Here is a 20,022-nt window from a genome sequence, read left to right on the forward strand (position 1 = left end):
ATAATTATTTTCTTTTGTTGTTGTGTGAAAATAATTATTATCATGGGAGGAATGATGAAGATGTGATAGTGGCTGCATTTTGAGCAGAAAGGCGATTTATGAATCAATTCGATGATAATCTATTGATTAATATTAGGAATGAGGCTTCAGCGCTTAGCCCGATTCTGGAAAAAGTGGGGCGTTTTATCGCGGATAATCCTGATTATGCGATGCGCCACACTATTTCTGAACTGGCGGCTTCGATTGATACCAGCGAAGGCAGCATTACCCGATTTTGTCGCGCGTTCGGTTTCAAAGGCTTCGCGGATTTTCGGACGGCGCTGGCGCTGGAGCAAGGCGCCTCGCGGGCGGATCGGGAAGATGAAAGTGAAATCAATACGGTGATCGCCAGCATCCGCGACAGCAACAGCATTGTGAACAGTAAGGAACTGGCGGCGGCGGCGGGGTGGCTGCATCAACTGGACGCTATCGCCATCTATGCGGTGGGTTCGGCGGTGCCGGTGGCGCTCTTTTTGCAAATGAATCTGATGCGCATAGGCAAGGCATCCAGTTTTATCGACAGGCTCTATCCGGCGACGGCGTCGTTTTTTCCGCAGACGCAGAAAACGGGTATTATCACCGTGCATACGGCGGAGGTATCGGCTGATATGCTGCAAGTGCTGACGCTGGCAAAGCAGCAGGGCGCGCGGATATTGTCGATTACGCGCGGGTCATTTACGCCGTTCAATAAGCTGTCCGACTGGAATTTACAGGCGGCGGTCGCCCTGAATGGCGAAGGCGAACATGGCTTTGCGGAAATCGCCGGGGCCATGATGGTGGCGGATCGTCTGCTGCAAGCGCTTGAAGAACAGGATCCTCGTTACGGTCAGTGTCGTAAATCGCATCAGCGCAGCATTTTCTCGATTGATAGCGTAGCGAACAAACTCTCGGAATATTTCATGTCTTGAATATTCCGGCGCCTGATGCGCTGGCGAACTGACCATTGCCGCGTCCGTTTTTTCGCCCATTGCCATTCCGGCATATATGTTTATCCGCCCTATTTTTCCTTCCCGCCAGGCGTTGTTCTGTTGAAAACGCCAAGGCGTCATACGGTCAACTTATGACGCCTTTTCAATGACTTTTGGTCAAAACAGGTGAAACAGGTTGTCATGGCCTGCTTACCGGTGCCTATTTGCGCCGGCTTATTGTTTTCCGGCAAACTGGCTTTTATAACTTGAACATAAGCGGTTGGAAACGAATCAGTCATGCCGTTTTGCGCCTTCACCGGGAAAACGCCAACAACAATCAATAACGCCCTTAATCTGTTCCCCCATGAGGAACTTGATATGAAGATACTCTCTGATTCACTGCTGGGCCGGTTACAGTCATTTTCCAAAGCCATGATGGGGCCGGTGCTGTTTTTACCCGTTATCGGCCTGATTCTGGCCCTCAGTTCCATTCTCTCCAACCCCTCGTTGTTTTCTTCTGCGCCGCTGGAGCAGGTCGGAAAACTGCTTGGCGATACCTTCTGGCCGCTGTTTGGCAATCTGGGACTGATTTTCGCCGTCGGTATCGCCTACGGTATGGCGAAAAGCAATAAGAGTGAAGCGGCTCTGGTGGCGCTGATGTGCTTCATCATGTTCCTCGGCGCCAATGCTTCCTTTCTGGAGCTGAGCGGCCGGGTGGCGGAAAAGGTCAATGGCGAATATTTCGGCACCGGACAAACGGAGACCCTCGGTTTTCATGTGATCGATATGGGGATCTTTCTGGGCTTGATTCTGGGCGTGACCGTCGCCTGGGTGTATAACCGGCTGGCGCAAAAGGAGCTGGGCGGCATCTGGTCGGTATATGGCGGCGCCAAACTGGTGCTGATCGCCATGACGCCGATTATTCTGGCGTACGCCATCGCGTTCAGCTATCTGTGGCCCGTCGTGGCGCAGGGCATCAGTTCGCTTACCGGGTTTATGAAAACCGCCGGGGCGAGCGGGGTTTTCGTTTATGGCTTCTTTGAGAAATTCCTGATCCCCACCGGGCTGCACCATTTCATCTGGTCGCCGTTTCAGTTGACCGCCATCGGCGGCACGCTATTCGCCAATGGCGAATCCGTCTCCGGTTCTCAGGCGATTTTTCTCGCTTATATGCGTGACCCCACGCTTTCGCCGTTGATGGATCCGGCGTTGCGCTTCTCGCAGCAGGGGATGGTGACCATTTTCGGGCTTTCCGGCGCGGCGCTGGCGTTTTACCGCACCGCGAAACCGGAAAAACGGCTTCAGGCCAAGGCGATCCTTATCCCGGCGATGATGACCTCCATTCTGGTCGGCATCACCGAGCCGATAGAGTTCACTTTCCTGTTTATCTCTCCGCTGCTGTGGGTGATCCACGCAGTGCTGACGGCGCTGAGCCAGGTGGCGTGTTATCTGCTGGATGTGCGCCCCTGGGGGGCGAGCGGATTGGTTGAGTTTGTGGCCTACAACCTGCCGTTGCCGGCGTCGCTCACGCGCTGGCCGCTGTGGATCGCCATCGGCCTGGTACAGTTCGGCGTGTATTACGTGGTTTTCAAAACCCTGGTGACCCGGCTCAACCTGAAAACGCCCGGCCGTGAAGATGATGACGCGGTAAGGCTCTATTCAAAACAGGAGTACCGGGAGCAGCAGGAAAAAATGCGGGAAGCGTCGTTGGCGGCTGATGTGGTCGATGCGCTGGGCGGCGCGGCGAATATTCTGGCGGTGGATAACTGCTTTACGCGTCTGCGCGTGGAGCTGAAAGAGAGCGCGTTGCTGGATGAGGCGGCGCTAAAGACGGGCGGCGCGAAGGGCGTGATCCGCCACGGCAATAACGTTCAGGTGATTTATGGTGTTCATGTCGGCACCATCCGCCGGCAGGTGGAAGATCGCCTGCTGGCGGATACCAGACGGTGAAAGGAAAGAGAGATGAAATTAACGGTATTGGGCGGGGGCGGCGTACGCTCCCCCTTCCTGGCAAAATCCATTGCTTATCATGCGCATCGCATTGGAGTCAGCGACGTCGTATTTATGGATACGGACGAAACCAAACTGGCGATTTACGGCGAGATTGCCCGCGAGGTGTTTCAGCGTATCCGTCCCGATGTCCGCTTCAGCCTGAGTAGCGACGCGCGCGCGGCGCTGACGGGAGCGAACTCGATTATCACCACGCTGCGCGTCGGCGGCGAGCAGGGGCGCGTGCTTGATGAACGCATCGCGCTCGACCATCAGGTATTGGGACAGGAAACCACCGGCGCCGGCGGTTTCGCCATGGCGCTGCGCTCCATCCCGGTGATTGTCGATTACTGCCGGCTGATTGAAGAGGTGGCGGCGCCGGATGCGGTCTTGTTCAACTTCACCAATCCGTCCGGCATGGTGACCGAGGCGATTTTGAAATCCGGTTTTCAGCGCCGGGTGTACGGTATTTGCGATGCCCCCAGCGAACTGATCGGCGAGTTGGCCGTTTTGCTGGGGTGTGAGGCGAAGGATCTCAAGGTGGATTGCTACGGCCTGAATCACCTTTCCTGGTTCCATAACGTGCGGCTGCGCGGCGCGGACGTGACCGCGCGTCTGCTGGCGGACCCGCGTCTTTATCGCGAAAGCGGCATGAAATATTTCTCGCCGGAGCTGGTGGCGCTGAATCATAACCAACTGCTGAATGAGTATCTGTATTACTATTATTACCGCGAAGAGGCGCTGGAGGCGATTCTCGCGGCCGGAGAGACGCGCGGCGAGCAAATCGCCGTCATCAATCAGGCGATGCTGCGCGAGCTGTCGGCGTTGGATGTCACCGCCAACCCGGAACGCGCTTTCGATGTCTGGCTGGCGCACTATCTGACGCGCGAAAACAGCTATATGCAGCGCGAGTCGAATCAGGGCAAGGCGCACGTGCGGCAGCCGATAACATTACGACAGTTCATTGAACAGCCGGACAGCGGCGGCTATGCCGGGGTCGCCATCGATATTCTGGAAGCGGTCGGCAGCGGGCAAAACAAGCGGGTGGTGGTTTCCCAGGCGAATCGCGGCGCGCTTGATTTCCTTCATGACGACGATGTGATCGAAATCAGCTGTGAACTGGGGCGTGACGGCCTGCAAGCGATTGAGGTCGGCGAGGTGCCGGAAACCCAGCGCAATCTGATCGGCAAAGTCAAAGAGTATGAACGGCTGGCGGTGGAGGCGATACTCACGCGCGACCGGCATCTGGCGGTAAAGGCGCTGATGGTGCATCCGCTGGTCAACTCCTATTCGCTGGCGCGCAAGCTGGTGGCGGCGTATCTGAAGGCGCACCGGGATTATTGCGCCGGCTGGTGATCGCCGGCGTCCGGGCCGCCCTGATTCAGCCAGGCGCCGATGATCCGCTCGAAGCCGAGCAGGCAATAGCCGAAGAAGGGGTTGGCGTAGTAAATATCGTCGTCGTATTTTTGGTGATCGTCAAAAATGAACGCCCGTTGCGCCGCCATGGCCAGCGGGCTGGCGCCGTCGCCGGTGAAGCAGATCAGCGGCAGGTTGATTTTCCGTGTCGCTTCCAGCCATGCCAGCGCTGAATGGCTGCGGCCGGATTTGGAGATCACCCACGCACAGTCGAATTGCATCCTGCCTTTCTCTCCCAGAATATCCAGGTCTGGCCATAGCGCCAGATAGCTGTTGATGCCCACCGTCAGGCATTTATTGTAGAAATACTGCGCCACCAGCTGCGAGAAACCGCTGCCGTGGATCAGCAGACGCTGATGGCGCAGCCCGTCCAGAAACGCCTCCATGCCGTCCTCCGGCCGGGTGGTCATAAAGCGGCTGTGATAGAGCCCGGCTGCGACCGCCGGGTGGTCGGCGGTGCTTTTGATCAGGTTGAATTTGATGAAATAGACCAATTCCAGCCAGCCGCGAAAGCCGAGCTTTTTCGCCAGCCTGACCAGCGTGGAGGGCGAACTGTAACAGGCGGCGGAAACCGCGCGTACGCCGTTTTCAATACAGCGTTGCGGATGCGTGTAGATATAACCGAGCACGGTCAGTTCGGTTTTCGATAATGGCGTCTGCGGAAATACCGATTGAAAATTGATCATCATCTTAAAATCCGGCGACGGGAAAAGATGAGTATACCGCATGTGCTATAACTGAGACTGACATTAGACGATGAGCGCCGTCCTGTGCGGAGGTGTCAGGCATTTCAGGCGGGATGGTTAAGGAGAAATAATGCATCAAGGCCATTGTTTATGCGGCGGAGTGACAATCTCCACCGCGCATCCGGTAACCGAGGTGACGGCCTGTCACTGCGGCATGTGCCAGAAATGGGGCGGCGGGCCTTTTATGTCCGTTGATTGCAAAGATGATATCAGCATAGAAGGTGAGGAAAATATTACCCTGTATCGCTCTTCCGATTGGGCTGAACGGGCATTCTGCAAGGTCTGTGGTTCACACCTGTTTTATAAGCTTCTCTCTCCCGCAACCTATTTTGTCCCCGCGGCTCTGTTTGACGATCGGAGCGGGCAGGAGTTTGTGGCGCAAATATATATCGACAATAAGCCCCCATACTACTCTTTCTCGCAGTCCACGCCGTTATTAACGGAACAGGACGTTATTGATTCACTGAATGAGCAGAGCGTGTCGTCATAAATCCGAGCGCGCGAGGTGTGGGAAGGCTGGGATAAAGGAGAACAGCCGGGCTGGTGGCGCCCGGCTGTGGATAAAGTATATACCCTAAATAATTCGAGTTGCAGGAAGGCGGCAAGGGAAGGACAAATTCGTCGGGAACGAATTTGACCAGCCAACGGCTGGCCTCCGGTGAGAGACAGGATGTCTCTCATTTAATCCCGATGAGCTTACACAGGTAAGTGATTCGGGTAACTGACAAATCTGCCTGGAGCAGATTTGAACGCTGCTTGCAGCGGCCCCAACGGGGTGAGGCCCACGGATGGGCCGAGTAATGCAGCCAACGCATCTGCAGCTTGAAGTATGACGGGTATAGGGTTAAGCGATTAACTGAATACCATACCGCCGTCGATCAGCAAGGACTGCCCCGTCATATAGTCGGAGTCGGGGCTTGCCAGATAGGCGACGCAGGCGGCAACGTCTTCCGGTTCGGAGAGGCGTCCCAGGGTGATGCGTTTGGCAAATTCGGCGGTGCCGTAGCCCGCGGGTTTTCCCGCTGATTCGGAGATTTTACGGTCGATCTCTTCCCACATCGGCGTTTTTACAATTCCCGGACAGAAGCCGTTCACGGTAATGCCCAGCGGCGCCAGATCGCGCGCGGCGGTTTGCGTCAGACCGCGCACGGCAAATTTGCTGGAGCTGTATACCGCCAGTTCCGGGTTGCCTACGTGACCCGCCTGAGAACAGGCGTTAATGATTTTTCCGCCGTGGCCGAGGGATTTAAACGCCTTGATCGCGGCCTGGATACCCCAGATAACCCCTTTAACATTAATGTTATACACCCGGTCGACAATTTCCGGGGTAATGTCTTCGATAAGCGTGGAGGGCGCAATCCCGGCGTTGTTAACGATGACGTTGAAGTCGCCGAATTTTTGCTGGGTCTCTGCGACAGCGGCGAAAACCGCGTCCCGATCGGCAACGTCAGCCTTAAGGGCGATAGCCTGGCCGCCGGCCTGCTCAATTTCTTGCGCCACGTTATGGGCGGTATCCATGTTGTAGTCAACCACGGCGATGGCAAAGCCGTCTTTCGCCAGTCTAAGCGCAATAGCGCGGCCAATTCCCTGACCTGCGCCAGTAACAAGCGCTACTTTAACCGTCATGTTATCTCCTAGTTTTAAATTTCCATTAATATCAACGTGCAAGCACGTAACAATGGTAGACGCTAAGCGGGATTTTTCCAGGCGGGATGGGGAATTCACAGAGATTATCGGCGGCGCGCGATGCTGCCCGGACCGAAAAGAGCGGTCCGGGCAAGGGGAGTCAGACTTCCAGAAAGTCCAAAATGCCTTCTGCCGCTTTGCGCCCTTCGGCGATGGCGGTCACCACCAGGTCCGAGCCGCGTACGGCGTCGCCGCCGGCAAAGATTTTCGGGTTGCTGGTCTGGAACGCGTTATCGTTGTTTTCCGGGGCGATGATGCGGCCCTGGCTATCCAGTTCGACGTCGTGTTCGGCCAGCCAGGCCATCTTGTGGGGGCGGAAGCCGAAAGCCATAATGACCGCATCCGCCTCCAGCACGTGCTCCGAACCGGCGACGATTTCAGGACGGCGGCGCCCGTTGGCATCGGGCGCGCCCAACTCGGTGCGCGCCATTCTGACGCCGCACACTTTGCCGGCCTCGTTGATTTCAATGCTCAGCGGCTGCAGGTTGAATTTGAATTCCACCCCTTCCTCGCGCGAGTTTTTCACCTCGCGCTTGGAGCCCGGCATGTTCTCTTCATCGCGGCGATAGGCGCAGATAACGTGCGTCGCGCCCTGGCGAATCGAGGTCCGCACGCAGTCCATCGCGGTATCGCCGCCGCCCAGCACCACCACGCGTTTGCCTTGCATGGTGACGTAAGGCTCTGCGGATGAGGCTTCGAAGCCCATCAGTTGCTTGGTGTTGGCGATCAGAAACGGCAGCGCGTCATAGACGCCCGGCGCCTCTTCGTTTTCCAGCCCGCCGCGCATGGATTGATAGGTTCCGACGCCGAGGAACACCGAATCGAACTCATCCAGCAGATCTTTCATCTGCACGTCTTTGCCCACTTCGGTGTTCAGGCGGAATTCGATGCCCATGCCGCTGAAGATTTCACGGCGCTTGACCATCACTTCTTTTTCCAGCTTGAAAGCCGGGATGCCGAAGGTCAGCAGGCCGCCGATCTCGGGATGGCGATCGAACACCACCGCCTGTACGCCGTTGCGCGCCAGTACGTCGGCACAGGCCAGGCCGGCGGGGCCGGCGCCGATAATCGCCACGCGTTTACCGGTGGATTGAACGCCGGACATATCCGGCTTCCAGCCCATTTCCAGCGCCTTGTCGTTGATATAGCGCTCGATATTGCCGATGGTGACCGCGCCGAATTCGTCATTCAGCGTACAGGAGCCTTCGCACAGGCGATCCTGCGGGCACACCCGGCCGCAGACTTCCGGCAGGCTGTTGGTCTGGTGCGATAGCTCGGCCGCTTCGATAATCCGGCCTTCATTCGCCAGCTTCAGCCAGTTGGGAATATAGTTATGAACCGGGCATTTCCATTCGCAGTAAGGGTTGCCGCAGGACAGGCAGCGATCGGCCTGCGCCTTGGATTGGCTCTCCGAGAACGGTTCGTAAATTTCAACAAATTCAATTTTACGAATTTTCAGCGGTTTTTTGGGCGGATCAACGCGCTGTAAATCGATAAATTGATAAACATTCTGACTCATGATGACCTCTTACTGCGCCTGAACCCGCAGCTCGGCTGCGGAACGACTACGGTGACCCAACAATGCCTTCACATCACTTGACTTCGGTTTCACCAGAGCAAATTTGGATGCCCAGGCCGGCCAGTTAGCGAGGATCTCTTCTGCGCGTTGCGAACCGGTATGCTGCACATGCTCGGTAATCAGGCCGCGCAAATGTTCTTCATGAATAGCCAGTTGTTCTACATCCAGCACTTCCACCAGTTCCGGGTTGACGCGTTTGCGGAATTCGCCGTCCTCGTCAAGAACGTAAGCGAACCCGCCGGTCATGCCCGCGCCAAAGTTGACGCCGGTACGGCCCAGCACGCAGACGATGCCGCCGGTCATATATTCGCAGCCGTTATCGCCGATGCCTTCCACCACGGTGATGGCGCCGGAGTTGCGTACCGCGAAACGTTCGCCCGCCCGGCCGGCGGCAAACAGCTTGCCGCCGGTGGCGCCGTACAGACAGGTGTTGCCGATGATGCTGGCTTCATGGCTGCGAAACGCCGAGCCCACCGGAGGACGCACGGCGATGCTGCCGCCCGCCATCCCTTTGCCGACGTAGTCGTTGGCGTCGCCGGTCAGCGTCAGTTCGACGCCGCCGGCGTTCCACACGCCGAAGCTCTGCCCGGCGGTGCCGGAGAAGTAGGCTTTGATCGGATCGCTCGCCAGCCCCTGATCGCCATGCTGCGCGGCAATCGCGCCGGACAGGGTGGCGCCGACGGAACGGTCGGTGTTGCGGATGTCAAAGTAGAGCGCTTTGCTCTGCCGCGCTTCCACGTATGGCTGCGCCTGCGCCAACAGCTCCTTGTTCAGCAGCCCCTTGTCGAACGACGGGTTGCTTTCGGTGCAGTACGGCGTCTTGCCCGGCTGCGGCGTCGCGGTTTGCAGCAGCGGCGACAGATCCAGCTTGTTTTGCTTGGCGGTGAAGCCGTCCAGCTCCACCAGCAGATCGGTGCGGCCGATCAAATCCACCAGACGGCTTACGCCCAGTTCCGCCATCAGCGTACGGGTTTCGTGCGCGATAAAGTGGAAGTAGTTGGCGACCAGCTCCGGCAGGCCGTGATAGTGGTCGCGCCGCAGCTTTTCGTCCTGGGTGGCGACGCCGGTGGCGCAGTTGTTCAGGTGGCAGATGCGCAGGTATTTACAGCCGAGCGCGACCATCGGGCCGGTGCCGAAGCCGAAGCTTTCCGCCCCCAGGATCGCCGCCTTGATGATGTCCAGCCCGGTTTTCAGACCGCCGTCCACCTGCAGGCGGATTTTGTGGCGCAGGCCGTTGGCCACCAGCGCCTGCTGGGTTTCCACCAGGCCCAGCTCCCACGGACAGCCGGCGTATTTCACCGAGGTCAGCGGACTGGCGCCGGTGCCGCCGTCGTAACCGGCGATGGTGATCAGGTCGGCATAGGCTTTGGCCACGCCGGTGGCGATGGTGCCGACGCCCGGTTCGGAAACCAGCTTGACCGAAATCATGGCTTTCGGGTTGATCTGTTTCAGATCGAAAATCAGCTGCGCCAGGTCTTCGATTGAATAGATATCATGGTGCGGCGGCGGTGAAATCAAGGTTACGCCCGGCACCGAGTAGCGCAGTCTGGCGATGTACGGCGTAACCTTATCGCCGGGCAGCTGGCCGCCTTCGCCGGGCTTGGCGCCCTGCGCCACTTTAATCTGAATCACGTCGGCGTTGACCAGATAGGCCGGGGTGACGCCGAAACGGCCGGACGCCACCTGTTTGATACGGGAAACCTTGTTGGTGCCGTAGCGCGCCGGATCTTCCCCGCCTTCGCCGGAGTTGGAGAAACCGCCCAGGCCGTTCATGGCCTCGGCCAGCGACTCGTGGGCTTCGGGACTCAGGGCGCCGATGGACATCGCCGCGGTATCGAAGCGTTTGTACATTTCCGTCGCCGGCTCAACCTCATCGATAGCGATGGCGGCGCCCGCCTGCGGTTTCAGCGCCAGCAGATCGCGCAGGGTGGCGGGCTGGCGTTGGTTGACCAGGCGGGAATAGTGCTCGTAATCGGCGTAGTCGCCGCTTTTCACCGCCTTTTGCAGCGTGGTGACCACATCCGGGTTGTAAGCGTGGTATTCGCCGCCGTGGACGAATTTCAGCAGGCCGCCCTGATCCAGCGTCTTGCGTTTCAGCCAGGCGCGTTTGGACAGGTTCAGCAGATCCTGCTCGAAATCGCTGAAGTTGGCGCCGCCGATGCGGCTGACCACGCCCTGAAAGCACAGGGACGAGACGTCCTGATGCAGGCCGACGGCTTCGAACAGCTTGGCGCAGCGGTAGGAGGCGACGGTGGATATGCCCATCTTGGACATGATCTTGTACAGCCCCTTGTTGATGCCGTTGCGATAGTTGAGCATCACCGCGCGATGCGCTTTTTCAATGGTGTGGTTATCGACCATCTTCGCCAGCGTTTCGTAGGCGAGATAAGGGTAAATCGCCGTGGCGCCGAAGCCGAGCAGCACCGCGAAATGGTGCGGATCGCGCGCGCTGGCCGTTTCAACGATGATGTTGGCGTCGCAGCGCAGGCTTTTCTCCACCAGACGGCGCTGAATGGCGCCGACGGCCATCGGCGCCGGCACCGGCAGGCGCTGCGCGGAGATGCCGCGGTCGGAAAGCACCAGCAGCACCGCGCCGTCGCGCACCTTGCGCTCCGCCTCGTCGCACAGCTTTTCAACGCTCTGTTGCAGCGTTTGCCGTTGCGGTTCGAACGTCAGGTCCAGCGTATCCGCGCGGTAGTGTTGCTGATCCTGCGAGATCAGCTGGGTGAAATCGGAGTAAAGCAGGATCGGCGATTTAAAGCTCAGACGGTGAGCCTGGCCTTCCGCTTCGCAGAAGACGTTCATTTCCCGACCGATACAGGTGGCCAGCGACATCACATGCGCTTCGCGCAGCGGATCGATGGGCGGGTTGGTCACCTGGGCGAACTGCTGGCGGAAATAGTCATAAATAATGCGCGGACGGCTGGAAAGCACGGCGAACGGCGTGTCGTCGCCCATCGAGCCGGTGGCTTCCTGACCGTTCTCGCCCAGCACGCGCAGGATCTGATCCAGCTCTTCGGCGCTGTAGCCGAACTGCTTCTGATAGGTTTCCAGCAGGGTATCGTCAAATTCGCGGCTGCCGACCTGGTCGTCCGGCAGGTCTTCAAACGGCACCAGGCGCTGGACGTTTTTCTCCATCCACTCTTTATACGGGTGACGGCTTTTGAGGTCGTCATCGGTTTCGGCCGAATGCAGAATGCGCCCGTGGCGGGTATCGATAACCATCAGTTCGCCCGGTCCGACGCGGCCTTTTTCCACCACCTCATCCGGCTGATAATCCCAGATGCCCACTTCGGAGGCGCAGGTGATCAGCTTGTCTTTGGTGATGACGTAGCGCGCCGGACGCAGGCCGTTGCGGTCCAGGTTACAGGCGGCGTAGCGCCCGTCGGACATCACGATGCCCGCCGGGCCGTCCCACGGCTCCATATGCATGGAGTTAAAGTCGAAGAAGGCGCGCAGCTCCGGATCCATATCCGGGTTGTTCTGCCAGGCCGGCGGCACCAGCAGGCGCATGGCGCGGATGATGTCCATCCCGCCGCTGAGAAACAGTTCCAGCATGTTGTCCAGCGAGCTGGAGTCGGAGCCGGTTTCGTTGACGAACGGCGCGGCGTCCTGCAGATCGGGGATCAGCGGGGTTTTGAATTTGTAGGCGCGGGCGCGCGCCCATTGGCGGTTGCCGGCGATGGTGTTGATCTCGCCGTTGTGCGCCAGATAGCGGAACGGCTGCGCCAGCGGCCAGCGCGGCACCGTGTTGGTGGAGAAACGCTGGTGGAACAGGCAGATGGCCGATTCCAGGCGCAGATCCGCCAGATCGAGATAGAAGCGCGGCAGATCCGCCGGCATGCACAGGCCTTTATAGATCGTCACCAGGTTGGAGAAGCTGCAAACGTAGAATTCTTTGTCTTCGATGCGTTTTTCGATGCGGCGACGCGCCATAAACAAACGGCGTTCCATATCGCTCTGCAGCCAGCCGGCCGGGGCGTTGACGAAAATTTGCTCGATACGCGGCAGGGAGGAAAGGGCGATTTCGCCCAAAACGTCCGGGTTGGTCGGCACTTCGCGCCAGCCAAGCACCGACAGCGTTTCGTTTTGCAGCTCTTCTTCCACAATCCGGCGGGCGGCGCGGGCCAGATCCTCATCCTGATTGAGAAACATCATGCCGACGGAGTAATTTTTGGCTAAGCGCCAGCCGCGCTCTTCCGCCACCAGACGGAAAAAACGATCGGGTTTTTGCAGCAATAGGCCGCAGCCGTCGCCGGTCTTGCCGTCAGCAAGGATCGCGCCACGGTGCTGCATGCGGGCCAGTGCGTGGATTGCGGTACGCACGACCTTGTGGCTCGGCTCGCCTTCTATATGGGCGATTAGGCCAAAACCACAGTTGTCTCTCTCTTGGGATGCATCGTACAACATAATAGTGAACCTCCCCGGGCTCTGTGTGACTCTCACAACCTACTGCGAGAAAGCACCTTGGCGTCGAGCTGCGTGTACCTGCCGCTCTCTTCTTCGGCCTCTCGTGACGGTCTCACAAGTGGTAAATGACTTGTTTGTAGAGGGAGTCTTCATTTACTGCATAAATATGACGAGTCAGGGACTCATCGGGAAAGCTTCCAGCGGATTCCCAAATTAGCGAGAAAGCCTGGTCAGGTCAAATAACAGTGCAAAATGTGCCGATAAGGGATAATTTTTAGTTATACCTATGAAACTTAATGATTTTTTTAGCTAAAGTATACTGATTAACAACTATTGGGTGGAGGCATACTGTGAGCTGTATCACTATGCCCATATCACAATATCTCCGCTACATGCTGCATTTTTTCTGATTTTCGGAATCTTGTACTGCTTTGGCCGATTTTTTTGATTTATGCCACTGTTTTTCATTTTTACGTCATCTTTTAATGAAGGCACGCCGCCGGATAAGAAAAATTAATTATCGAAAATGTGCGTTTATTTTCACTAAAAGCGAATAATCATTCATTTTAACTGCCGGGCGGGGATTGATCGGCGTCATCGCGGCGGTGAGGCTGACAGAGTAGGCTGCTCTTCCTCAAGAGGGCTAATCAGAATATGCAATTACAAAAATTAATCAATATGTTTGGTGGAAATCTTCAGCGCCGCTATGGAGAAAAGATCCATAAGCTCACGCTGCACGGCGGTTTTAGCTGCCCGAACCGCGACGGCACGCTGGGGCGGGGAGGCTGCACCTTCTGTAATGTCGCCTCGTTTGCCGATGAACAGATGCAGCAGCGCAGCATCGCCCAGCAGTTGGCCGCGCAGGCCGGCAAGGTCAAGCGGGCAAAGCGTTATCTGGCTTATTTTCAGGCTTATACCAGCACCTATGCCGAAGTTCAGGTGCTGGAAAATATGTATCGGGCGGCGCTGGCTCAGGCGGATATGGTGGGGCTGTGCGTCGGCACCCGGCCGGATTGCGTGCCGGACGCGGTGCTCGATTTGCTGTCCGGCTACCATGAGCGCGGCTATGAGGTGTGGCTGGAGCTGGGCCTGCAGAGCGCCAGCGACAAAACGCTGCACCGCATTAATCGCGGGCATGATTTCGCCAGCTATCAGCAGACGGCGCGTCGCGCTCGCCAGCGCGGCCTGAAAGTGTGCTGCCACCTGATCGTCGGTCTGCCGGGCGAGGATGCGCAGCGCTGCTTATCCACGCTCGACCGGGTGGTGGAAACCGGCGTGGAAGGCATCAAGCTGCATCCGTTGCATATCGTGGAGGGCAGTATCATGGCCAAAGCCTGGCGGGCGGGCAGATTATCCGCGCTGGCGCTGGAAGAGTATGTGACGACCGCCGGCGAGATGATCCGCCGTACGCCGCCGGAGATTGTCTATCATCGCATTTCCGCCAGCGCCCGCCGCCCGACGCTGCTGGCGCCGCTGTGGTGTGAAAATCGCTGGACCGGCATGGTCGAGCTGGATCGCTATTTACAGATCCACGGCGTTCAGGGATCGGCGCTGGGCACCCCTTATCTGTACCGCGATATTTAGCGCCGCGCGGTAAAATGCGCCGTTGGCGGACGATATGGCGAATCTGCCGTAACCGGCACCGCACCGGCGGTCATTTTACGATATGATTCGCTGGTTCGTGACTAAGGAAACCGCTATGAAGCAAATCCGCCTGTTGGCTCAGTACTATGTTGATTTAATGGTAAAACTGGGGCTTGTCCGTTTTTCACTGCTGCTGGCTTCGGTACTGGTGCTGCTGGCGATGGTGGTGCAGATGGCCGTTACCCTGCTGCTCAGCGGGAAAGTGGAGAATATCGATGTCGTGCGCTCGGTCTTTTTCGGGCTGCTGATTACCCCGTGGGCGGTTTATTTTCTCTCCGTCGTGGTGGAACAGCTGGAGGAGTCGCGCCAGCGGCTGGCGAAGCTGGTGGCGAAGCTGGAAGAGATGCGCCACCGGGATCTGGAGCTGAACGAACAGCTACAGGAAAACATCGCCCAGCTTAATCAGGAAATCGCCGATCGCATCAAATCGGAAGAGGCGCGCCTGCAGGTCGTCAGCAAGCTGAAAGAAGAGATGGCCCGCCGCGAGCAGGCGCAGGTGGAGCTGGAACAGCAGTCCGCGCTGTTGCGCTCTTTCCTCGACGCTTCGCCCGACCTGGTCTATTACCGCAATGAAAACAAAGAGTTTTCCGGCTGCAACCGCGCCATGGAACTGCTGGTGGGCAAAAGCCAGAAACAGCTTATCGGCCTGACGCCGAAGGATGTCTATGCGGCGGACATCGCCGAGAAGGTGATGGAAACGGACGAAAAAGTGTTCCGTCACAACGTATCGCTGACCTATGAACAGTGGCTGGTGTATCCCGACGGCCGCAAAGCCTGTTTTGAGCTGCGCAAGGTGCCCTTTTACGATCGCATGGGCAAACGCCACGGGCTGATGGGCTTCGGACGCGATATAACGGAGCGTAAGCGTTACCAGGACGCGTTAGAGAGCGCCAGCAGGGAGAAGACCACTTTTATCTCAACTATCAGCCACGAGCTGCGTACGCCGCTTAACGGCATCGTCGGGTTAAGCCGCATCCTGCTGGATACGCAGCTTGACGCGGAACAGCAGAAGTATTTAAAAACCATTCATGTCAGCGCCATCACGCTGGGCAATATTTTTAACGACGTGATTGAAATGGACAAGCAGGAGCGCCGCAAGGTGCAGCTGGATAACCAGCCGATAGATTTCACCGGCTTTCTGGTCGATCTGGAGAACCTGGGCGGATTGCTGGCTCAGCCCAAGGGGCTGAAGCTGATAGTGGAGCCGCACCAGCCGCTGCCGAAGAAGGTCATTACCGACGGCACGCGTCTGCGGCAGATCTTGTGGAACCTGCTCAGCAACGCGGTGAAGTTCACCCCGCAGGGAAAAATCGTGGTGCGCGTATGGCATGAGCAGGGCGACCGGCTGCGCTTCGAGGTCGAGGATTCCGGCATGGGGATCCCGGCGGATGAATTGGAAAAAATCTTCGCCATGTACTATCAGGTGAAGGACCAGCATGGCGGCAAACCGGCCACCGGAACCGGCATCGGCCTGTCGGTGTCGAAACGTCTGGCGCAAAATATGGGGGGCGACATCCAGGTCGCCAGCGTTCAGGGCAAAGGTTCCTGCTTCACCCTGACGGTCACGGCGCCGGCGGTGGAAGAGGCCGGCGACAATCAGGAGACGGATGATGAGATGCCGCTGCCGGCGCTGCACGTGCTGCTGGTGGAAGATATTGAGCTGAATGTGGTGGTGGCGCGCTCGGTGCTGGAAAAACTGGGCAGCAGCGTGGAAGTGGCGATGACCGGGCAGGAAGCGCTGGATCTGTTCGATCCCGATGAGTTCGACCTGGCGTTGCTGGATATTCAACTGCCGGATATGACCGGGCTGGACGTGGCGCGCCAGATACGCCGGCGCCACGCCGACCGCCGCCTGCCGCCGCTGGTGGCGTTAACCGCCAACGTGCTGAAAGATAAAAAAGAGTATCTGGATGCCGGTATGGATGACGTGCTGAGTAAGCCGCTGTCGGTGCCGGCGTTGACCTCGGTTATCAAACAATACTGGGATCATCACACCGCGCGTGCCGATGAGCCGGTGACTGAAAAAGGGGGCGAAATGGTTAACGAGGACCTGCTGGACATTGCGATGCTGGAACAGTACCTGGATTTGGTCGGGCCCAAACTGATTCACCAAAGCCTGGATATGTTCGAAAAAATGATGCCGGGCTATCTGGCTATTCTTGATTCCAACATGACGGCGCGCGATCAGAAAGGCATTACCGAAGAGGGGCACAAGATTAAGGGGGCGGCGGGATCGGTGGGGCTGCGTCATCTGCAACAGGTTGCCCAGCAGATACAGACGCCGACTTTGCCGGCCTGGTGGGATAACGTCCAGGAATGGATCGACGAGCTTAAACACGACTGGCGTCATGACGTTCAGGTGCTGCGGGATTGGGTGGCCGAGGCGGAAAAAAACTGACGAGAAAAAAAAACATCGGGAGTGTTTTTTAACGCCGCTTGCGGCGGCCCGCAGGGCGAGGGACAGGGATGTGACGAGTAAAAAAATTACCCCGACCGAGGCCGGGGTGCGCGAATTATGCGCCAACACCAGGGAAAACGGGCACCTGCATCTTAGATATCAGGGGTCGTGAGCTCGCAAGTGCGGATATTCTTACCTTATCAATCTTACATCTTCATCAAGCAACAAAATAGCAAAAGCGGAAACGTATGTTACAAGAATCATTAAAATGTGTGATGTAGATTAGTGTTTGTCAATTAAAAAATCAATTAGTTGATGTAATGAAATGGGGGAAAGATGATGAAAAGAGTCGGTGTTGTCCTGAGCGGGTGCGGTGTTTACGACGGTTCGGAGATTCATGAGGCCGTGCTGACGCTGCTGGCGTTGGACAGGGCGGGAGCGCAAGCGGTTTGCTTTGCGCCGGATAAACCGCAATTCCATGTGGTTAATCATCTGACAGGTGACGTAACCAATGAGAATCGCAACGTTTTAGCTGAATCGGCGCGCATCGCCCGAGGGAAAATCCAGCCGCTTTCGGAGGCGGATGCGCAACAACTGGATGCGTTGATCGTGCCCGGCGGTTTTGGCTCGGCTAAAAATTTAAGCGACTTCGCCACCCAGGGTTCGGCATGCCGGATTGATGAAAATCTGAAATTACTCACACAAGCAATTTATAAGCAAAACAAACCAATTGGTTTTATTTGCATCAGCCCCGCACTGCTGCCGAAGTTGTTGGGAGAAGCGGTTAGAATTACTATCGGCAATGATATTGATGTTGCTGAAACTATTGAAGAAATGGGGGGGATTCACGTGGTTTGCCCGGTCGATGATATCGTGGTGGACGCCGAGCGCAAAATTATCACCACGCCCGCCTACATGCTGGCCGGCTCCATCAGTGAAGCGGCAAAAGGGATTGATAAGCTGGTGGAACGCGTCCTGGATTTTATTGAATGAGCTCGAGCCGACGCCGCCGCGGGCTGCTGAGCGGTATTAAACGCCTGGTCGTACGCGCCCTGCTGGCCGTGGCGGGTTGCTGGCTGGCGGGGATCGTGCTGTTTTCTTTTCTGCCGGTTCCGTTTTCCGCGGTGATGGCGGAGCGTCAGATCAGCGCCTGGCTGAGCGGCGATTTTACCTACGTGGCGCATTCGGACTGGGTCGCCATGGATGAGATCGCCCCGGTGATGGCGCTGGCGGTGATCGCCGCCGAAGATCAGCGCTTCCCTCAGCACTGGGGGCTTGATCTTGAGGCCATCAGCTCGGCGCTGAAACATAACGAGCGTAATACGCAACGGATCCGCGGGGCCTCCACGCTCTCGCAGCAGACGGTGAAAAATCTGTTTCTGTGGGACGGCCGCAGCTGGCTGCGCAAAGCGCTCGAAGCCGGGATCACCACCGGGGTTGAACTGGTGTGGAGCAAACGGCGGATCCTGACGGTCTATCTCAATATTGCCGAGCTCGGCCCCGGTATTTTTGGCGTGGAAGCCGCCGCGAGGCGTTATTTCAACAAGCCCGCCAGCAGGCTGACGGCCAGCGAAGCGGCTTTGCTGGCGGCGGTGTTGCCCAATCCCATCCGTTTTCGAGTGAACGCGCCGTCCGGGTACGTGGTGCAACGTCAGCAGTGGATTTTACGCCAGATGAGCCAGATAGGCGGCGAAGCGTTTTTGCGCGTCAACGGACTACGCTGAGCAGGTTCCCGGCGCGGAGGAGATAAACATGCGGTTGGGCTATTTGCCAGCGCTTACCCTGCTATGGTGGGCAAGCGCGCCAACAATCAGCGCGGCTGATGAAATCGGCCCGCCCTATGCTTTTTTACCGCCCTCCCGGCTGCACAACGCGGGATGAGCTGCCGCCTGATACCGCTGATGTTTCCATCAGCGGTCAGATCTTATTGCAGATAAGTAAAGGCGGTGGTGACGTGTTTCACGCCGCTGACCTTGCTGGCGATCTCCGCCGCCGACGCGCCTTCGCGCTGGGTAACCAGGCCGAGCAGGAACACTTCGCCATTTTCGGTGGTGACTTTCACGTTGGAGGATTTAACCGTGTCGCTCGCCAGGATCTGCGAACGCACCTTGGTGGTGATCCAGGTATCCATTGACGCGGTGCCCAGCGAGACCGGGGTGCCCTGGCGTATTTCATTATAAACTTCGGCTGCGCCTTCCACGCCAAGCGCGATCTGTTTCGCACGGTTGGCGATTTCCGAGTTGGGAGATTGCCCGGTCAGCAGCACTTTCCCCTGATAAGCGGTGGCGATAATGCGCGCGTCTTTCTTCAATTGCGCATCTTTGCTCAGCGCATTGGTTACGCGGATTTCCAGCGTACCGTCGTCGACCTGCGTCCCCACCGTACGGGGATCGGTGGCGCTTTTGGTGGCGACCGCGGCGCTGCCGACAACTACCGCGCCGACGCAGCCTTGTAATAAGAGGGCGATAGACAGCACGGCAAATGCAGAACTTATCCTCATGTAGTGCTCCTTAATCGTTCTGGTGTGGGAAAAGTGTGTTATCAATTAAATCGCACAGGCAGTTAACCGTCAGCATGTGCATTTCCTGAATACGGGCGCTGCGGTGTGAAGGAATGCGGATCTCCACATCCTGTGGACCGAGCAGCCCGGCCAACTCGCCGCCATCGTAGCCGGTCAGCGCTACAATGGTCATATCTCTGGTTACCGCCGCTTCCACCGCTTTTACTATGTCACGGCTATTTCCGCGCGTTGATATCGCCAGCAATACGTCGCCGGTTTGTCCCAGCGCCCGCACCTGCTTGGCGTAGATTTCCTCATGCAGCCGATCGTTGGCGATCGCAGTTAAGACCACGTTATCGGCATTAAGTGCGATAGCCGGCAGGCTGGGGCGTTCAGCCTCGAAGCGATTAATCATGCTGGCGGCAAAATGCTGGGAATTGGCGGCTGAGGTTCCGTTGCCGCAACACAGAATTTTATTGCCGTTCAGCAGGCTCTGCACCAGCGCCACCGCGCCGCGGGAGATGGCGTCCGGTAAGGCTTCCGCAGCAGCGATCTGCGTTTGAATACTCTCGGTAAAACAAACTTTTATTCTATCCAGCACGTTGAGTTAACCTACTTTAATTAGCGTCCATTAATAAACAACCCAGGCAGCCGCTCGATAGCCTGGTCCTGCAATATTCGCGGTCTGTCGCCGGGATCGCGCGGCG

14 protein-coding genes are annotated in these 20,022 nt (G+C 57.6%); 8 read left to right on the top strand and 6 right to left on the bottom strand.

From position 1 onward, the window contains the following. Positions 1-98: 98 nt before the first annotated feature. From DDT56_RS16440 to DDT56_RS16450, 3 genes are all read left to right on the top strand, one after another. Positions 99-947 (top strand): MurR/RpiR family transcriptional regulator, encoded by an 849-nt coding sequence (locus DDT56_RS16440; protein WP_136167517.1) that lies wholly within the window; start codon positions 99-101, stop codon positions 945-947. A gap of 378 nt (positions 948-1,325) precedes the next feature. Then, positions 1,326-2,897: a PTS transporter subunit EIIC gene (locus DDT56_RS16445; protein ID WP_136167518.1), complete on the top strand. Its 1,572-nt coding sequence runs from the start codon at positions 1,326-1,328 to the stop codon at positions 2,895-2,897. Positions 2,898-2,909: 12 nt separating this feature from the next. Beyond that, positions 2,910-4,292, top strand: coding sequence for a family 4 glycosyl hydrolase (locus tag DDT56_RS16450; RefSeq protein WP_136167519.1), 1,383 nt, complete (start codon positions 2,910-2,912; stop codon positions 4,290-4,292). On the opposite strand, the gene DDT56_RS16455 is transcribed toward DDT56_RS16450, so the two are convergent. Continuing rightward, the gene (locus tag DDT56_RS16455; RefSeq protein ID WP_136167568.1) at positions 4,274-5,035 is read right to left on the bottom strand and encodes a MurR/RpiR family transcriptional regulator; all 762 of its coding nucleotides are present in this window, start codon (positions 5,033-5,035) and stop codon (positions 4,274-4,276) included. The two genes, DDT56_RS16450 and DDT56_RS16455, sit on opposite strands and share 19 nt — an antisense overlap. Positions 5,036-5,168: 133 nt before the next feature. Between DDT56_RS16455 and DDT56_RS16460 the strand changes: the two genes are divergently transcribed. Further along, on the top strand, positions 5,169-5,588 hold the full coding sequence (locus tag DDT56_RS16460; protein WP_136167520.1) for a GFA family protein: 420 nt from the start codon (positions 5,169-5,171) through the stop codon (positions 5,586-5,588). A 362-nt stretch (positions 5,589-5,950) separates the two neighbouring features. Here the strand turns inward: DDT56_RS16460 and DDT56_RS16470 are convergent, their stop codons facing one another. The 3 genes from DDT56_RS16470 to gltB all read right to left on the bottom strand — a co-directional run bounded on the left by DDT56_RS16470 (position 5,951) and on the right by gltB (position 12,773). After that, positions 5,951-6,724 (bottom strand): (S)-acetoin forming diacetyl reductase, encoded by a 774-nt coding sequence (locus DDT56_RS16470; protein ID WP_136167522.1) that lies wholly within the window; start codon positions 6,722-6,724, stop codon positions 5,951-5,953. Between the two features lie 160 nt (positions 6,725-6,884). Further along, positions 6,885-8,303, bottom strand: a complete 1,419-nt coding sequence (locus DDT56_RS16475) for a glutamate synthase small subunit (RefSeq protein WP_136167523.1) — start codon at positions 8,301-8,303, stop codon at positions 6,885-6,887. A gap of 9 nt (positions 8,304-8,312) precedes the next feature. Next, a complete protein-coding gene (gene gltB / locus DDT56_RS16480; protein ID WP_136167524.1) occupies positions 8,313-12,773 on the bottom strand; it encodes a glutamate synthase large subunit in 4,461 nt (1,486 codons plus the stop codon). A 654-nt stretch (positions 12,774-13,427) separates the two neighbouring features. Here gltB and mnmL point away from each other — a divergent pair. The 4 genes from mnmL to mtgA all read left to right on the top strand — a co-directional run bounded on the left by mnmL (position 13,428) and on the right by mtgA (position 18,539). Then, positions 13,428-14,357 (top strand): tRNA modification radical SAM protein MnmL/YtqA, encoded by a 930-nt coding sequence (gene mnmL, locus DDT56_RS16485; RefSeq protein WP_136167525.1) that lies wholly within the window; start codon positions 13,428-13,430, stop codon positions 14,355-14,357. 115 nt (positions 14,358-14,472) lie between these two features. Then, on the top strand, positions 14,473-16,815 hold the full coding sequence (arcB, locus tag DDT56_RS16490) for an aerobic respiration two-component sensor histidine kinase ArcB (RefSeq protein WP_136167526.1): 2,343 nt from the start codon (positions 14,473-14,475) through the stop codon (positions 16,813-16,815). 339 nt (positions 16,816-17,154) lie between these two features. Beyond that, positions 17,155-17,808, top strand: a complete 654-nt coding sequence (gene elbB / locus DDT56_RS16495; RefSeq protein WP_136167569.1) for an isoprenoid biosynthesis glyoxalase ElbB — start codon at positions 17,155-17,157, stop codon at positions 17,806-17,808. After that, positions 17,805-18,539, top strand: coding sequence for a monofunctional biosynthetic peptidoglycan transglycosylase (mtgA, locus tag DDT56_RS16500; protein WP_136167527.1), 735 nt, complete (start codon positions 17,805-17,807; stop codon positions 18,537-18,539). Before elbB ends, mtgA begins: the two co-directional genes overlap by 4 nt. Positions 18,540-18,739: 200 nt before the next feature. Here mtgA and dolP read toward each other — a convergent pair whose 3' ends face one another. Both dolP and diaA read right to left on the bottom strand, forming a co-directional pair. Beyond that, positions 18,740-19,315: a division/outer membrane stress-associated lipid-binding lipoprotein gene (dolP, locus tag DDT56_RS16505; protein ID WP_136167528.1), complete on the bottom strand. Its 576-nt coding sequence runs from the start codon at positions 19,313-19,315 to the stop codon at positions 18,740-18,742. Between the two features lie 10 nt (positions 19,316-19,325). After that, positions 19,326-19,916, bottom strand: coding sequence for a DnaA initiator-associating protein DiaA (diaA, locus tag DDT56_RS16510; RefSeq protein ID WP_136167529.1), 591 nt, complete (start codon positions 19,914-19,916; stop codon positions 19,326-19,328). Positions 19,917-20,022: the final 106 nt, after the last annotated feature.

Origin of the sequence: Brenneria corticis, from assembly GCF_003115855.1 — a bacterium.
Taxonomy (GTDB): domain Bacteria; phylum Pseudomonadota; class Gammaproteobacteria; order Enterobacterales; family Enterobacteriaceae; genus Brenneria; species Brenneria corticis.

What these genes read in the sequence shown, in the direction of transcription:
- arcB (WP_136167526.1), top strand. Translation starts at nt 14,473, where the DNA reads ATGAAGCAAATCCGCCTGTTGGCTCAGTACTATGTTGATTTAATGGTA.
- gltB (WP_136167524.1), bottom strand. Translation starts at nt 12,773, where the DNA reads ATGTTGTACGATGCATCCCAAGAGAGAGACAACTGTGGTTTTGGCCTA.
- DDT56_RS16450 (WP_136167519.1), top strand. Translation starts at nt 2,910, where the DNA reads ATGAAATTAACGGTATTGGGCGGGGGCGGCGTACGCTCCCCCTTCCTG.
- DDT56_RS16445 (WP_136167518.1), top strand. Translation starts at nt 1,326, where the DNA reads ATGAAGATACTCTCTGATTCACTGCTGGGCCGGTTACAGTCATTTTCC.
- DDT56_RS16475 (WP_136167523.1), bottom strand. Translation starts at nt 8,303, where the DNA reads ATGAGTCAGAATGTTTATCAATTTATCGATTTACAGCGCGTTGATCCG.
- DDT56_RS16470 (WP_136167522.1), bottom strand. Translation starts at nt 6,724, where the DNA reads ATGACGGTTAAAGTAGCGCTTGTTACTGGCGCAGGTCAGGGAATTGGC.
- mnmL (WP_136167525.1), top strand. Translation starts at nt 13,428, where the DNA reads ATGCAATTACAAAAATTAATCAATATGTTTGGTGGAAATCTTCAGCGC.
- dolP (WP_136167528.1), bottom strand. Translation starts at nt 19,315, where the DNA reads ATGAGGATAAGTTCTGCATTTGCCGTGCTGTCTATCGCCCTCTTATTA.
- mtgA (WP_136167527.1), top strand. Translation starts at nt 17,805, where the DNA reads ATGAGCTCGAGCCGACGCCGCCGCGGGCTGCTGAGCGGTATTAAACGC.
- DDT56_RS16460 (WP_136167520.1), top strand. Translation starts at nt 5,169, where the DNA reads ATGCATCAAGGCCATTGTTTATGCGGCGGAGTGACAATCTCCACCGCG.
- elbB (WP_136167569.1), top strand. Translation starts at nt 17,155, where the DNA reads ATGAAAAGAGTCGGTGTTGTCCTGAGCGGGTGCGGTGTTTACGACGGT.
- DDT56_RS16440 (WP_136167517.1), top strand. Translation starts at nt 99, where the DNA reads ATGAATCAATTCGATGATAATCTATTGATTAATATTAGGAATGAGGCT.